Raw genomic sequence first — 2,247 nt, 5'->3', positions numbered from 1 at the left:
GCCTCGCGGCCCTGACGGCCCTCGCCGCCCCGGCCGCCGGCCGCGGGCCCGGTGCCGGCCGTACCGCGGTGCTGCTCGCCCTCGTCCCCGGCGTCGCAGGCACGCTCGCCCTGCGCCGCCTCGCCGCGGGGCACGCACGGGCAGCCCCGGAGGGCGGCGGCGAGGGCCCCCGGACAGAGCACGCGCCTCGCGCGGCGCCGCCGGGTGCATGACGATGCGTACATGGCCCAGGACAGTGCCGGCGGCGCGGCACCAGCGGAGATCCCGGACGGGGAGCTCAAACACAACGCGATCGGTTTCCTCGACGCGCTGGTCATCGGTCTGAACTCCACCTCGCCCGCCTACTCGCTGGCCGCCGTGATCGGGCCCATCGTGGCGCTGGTCGGGATCTACGCGCCCGGCGTCATGCTGGCGTCGTTCGTCCCGATGCTGCTCATCGCCGCCGCCTTCTACTACCTCAACAAGGTCGACCAGGACTGCGGGACGACGTTCTCCTGGGTGACGCGGGCCATGGGCCCGTGGGCGGGCTGGCTGGGCGGCTGGGCGATCACGATGACCGGCGTCCTGGTCATCGGCTCGCTCGCCGACGTCGCCGTGCACTTCGGCCTGCTCGCCGTCGGGCTCGACGGCTGGGCGGACAGCGCGCTGGTCCGCCAGACGCTCGCCGTCGTCGTGATCCTCGCCATGACGGCCATCTGCGTCGTCGGCACCGAACTGTCGGCCCACCTCCAGGACGTCCTCATCCTCGCCCAGGTCTTCTTCCTCCTGGCCTTCGCGGTGGTCGCGCTCTACCGGATCTACGCCGGGACCAGCACCCTCGATTCCATCGAACCCTCCCTCGGCTGGCTCAACCCGTTCGGCGCGGGCGGCGCCGCCCTCACCGGCGGCCTGCTGCTCGGCGTGTTCATCTACTGGGGGTGGGAGTCCGCGGTGAACCTCACCGAGGAGGTCAAGGACTCCGCCACCGCGCCCGGCAAGGCCGGCATCTGGTCGACCGTGGTGCTGCTGGTGACCTACCTGTCCGTCGGGTACGCCGTCGTCGGATACGCCGGAACCGCGTTCCTCGCCGCGAACGCCGGCGAGGAGGAGGCCATCTTCGCCGTGCTCGCGCACGAGGTGATGGGCGGCTGGGACTGGATGGTGCTCCTCGCCGTGTGCACGTCCGCGCTCGCCTCGACCCAGACCACGATCATCCCCGCTTCCCGTACCGCGCTGTCCATGGCCCGGCGGCACGCGCTGCCGCATCCGCTCGCCCACATCCATCCGCGGTTCCGGACCCCGGACGTCAGCACCTGGTGGGTGGCCGGCATCGCCATCGCCTGGTACCTCATCGTCAATCAGATCAGCGAGAACGCGCTCCTGGACTCGCTGACGGCGCTCTCCCTGCTCATCGCGTTCTACTACGCGCTGACCGGCGTGGCCTGCGCCGTCTACTACCGCCGCCATCTGCTGGAGAACCTGCACAACTTCCTGCTCATCGGCCTCGGGCCGCTGATCGGGGCGGGGATGCTGGCCTGGCTGCTGGAGGAGTCGATCGGCGACATGTCGAATCCGGAGAACTCGGCCAGCGGCGTCTCCTGGTTCGGGCTCGGCCCGCCGCTGGTGATCGGGATCGGGATCGCCCTGGCCGGCGTGCTGATCATGTGTTTCTGGCGGGTGCGTGACGGCAGGTTCTGGCGGGAGCGCAGGGGCGTGGTCGATCCGGCACTCGTCCACGGCAGGAAGCGGTAGCCCCGCGGTCCGTGCGGTCCGGAAGGAGTCCCCGATGTCTGTGGTCCTGGGATACGACGAGTCACCCGGCGCGGAACGGGCCCTGCGCGTGGCCCTCGAAGTCGCCACCGCCTTCGGCGAACCGCTCGTCCTCGTCTACGGCGCCGCCGCGCCCGGCGCCACCGGGGAGGAGTACGCGGCCCACCGCGAAGCCGTCCGGCAGGCGGGGCGCAGCGCCCTCGCCCACGCCGTCGAGGCCGCCGACGAGGCGGGCGTCCCCTCGACGGTCGAGGTCGTCGACGAGAAACCCGCCCAGGCCCTGCTCGACGCCGCGGACCGCCACCACGCACGGGTGATCATCGTCGGCAGCTGGGGCGACAGCCCGTTGCGCGGCGCTCTGCTCGGCTCGACCCCGCACAAACTGCTGCACCTGTCGCCGGTCCCGGTGCTGTGCGTCCCGACGGAGGGCGGCGCCGGGGAGTAGGGGCCCCCGCCCCCGCCCCCCCCCCCCCCGGGGGGTGGGGGGACAGCGCCGCG

At 72.7% G+C, this 2,247-nt stretch carries 2 protein-coding genes and 1 pseudogene; all 3 read left to right on the top strand.

Annotated elements, in window-relative coordinates; genetic code table 11:
* Positions 1 to 212, top strand: a pseudogene (locus ACFXA3_RS41295) (hypothetical protein); the annotation flags it as partial.
* 10 nt (positions 213 to 222) lie between these two features.
* On the top strand, positions 223 to 1,731 hold the full coding sequence (locus ACFXA3_RS41290) for an APC family permease (RefSeq protein WP_385196450.1): 1,509 nt from the start codon (positions 223 to 225) through the stop codon (positions 1,729 to 1,731).
* Positions 1,732 to 1,765: 34 nt separating this feature from the next.
* Positions 1,766 to 2,194: a universal stress protein gene (locus ACFXA3_RS41285; RefSeq protein ID WP_385196447.1), complete on the top strand. Its 429-nt coding sequence runs from the start codon at positions 1,766 to 1,768 to the stop codon at positions 2,192 to 2,194.
* The last annotated feature ends 53 nt before the right edge of the window (positions 2,195 to 2,247 follow it).

It is taken from the genome of Streptomyces sp. NPDC059456 (assembly GCF_042750055.1).
Taxonomy (GTDB): Bacteria; Actinomycetota; Actinomycetes; order Streptomycetales; family Streptomycetaceae; genus Streptomyces.
This window is presented reverse-complemented; position numbering and strand designations above follow the sequence as displayed.

Coding starts and splice junctions, on each gene's coding strand:
- ACFXA3_RS41285 (WP_385196447.1), top strand. CDS start 1,766: ATGTCTGTGGTCCTGGGATACGACGAGTCACCCGGCGCGGAACGGGCC.
- ACFXA3_RS41290 (WP_385196450.1), top strand. CDS start 223: ATGGCCCAGGACAGTGCCGGCGGCGCGGCACCAGCGGAGATCCCGGAC.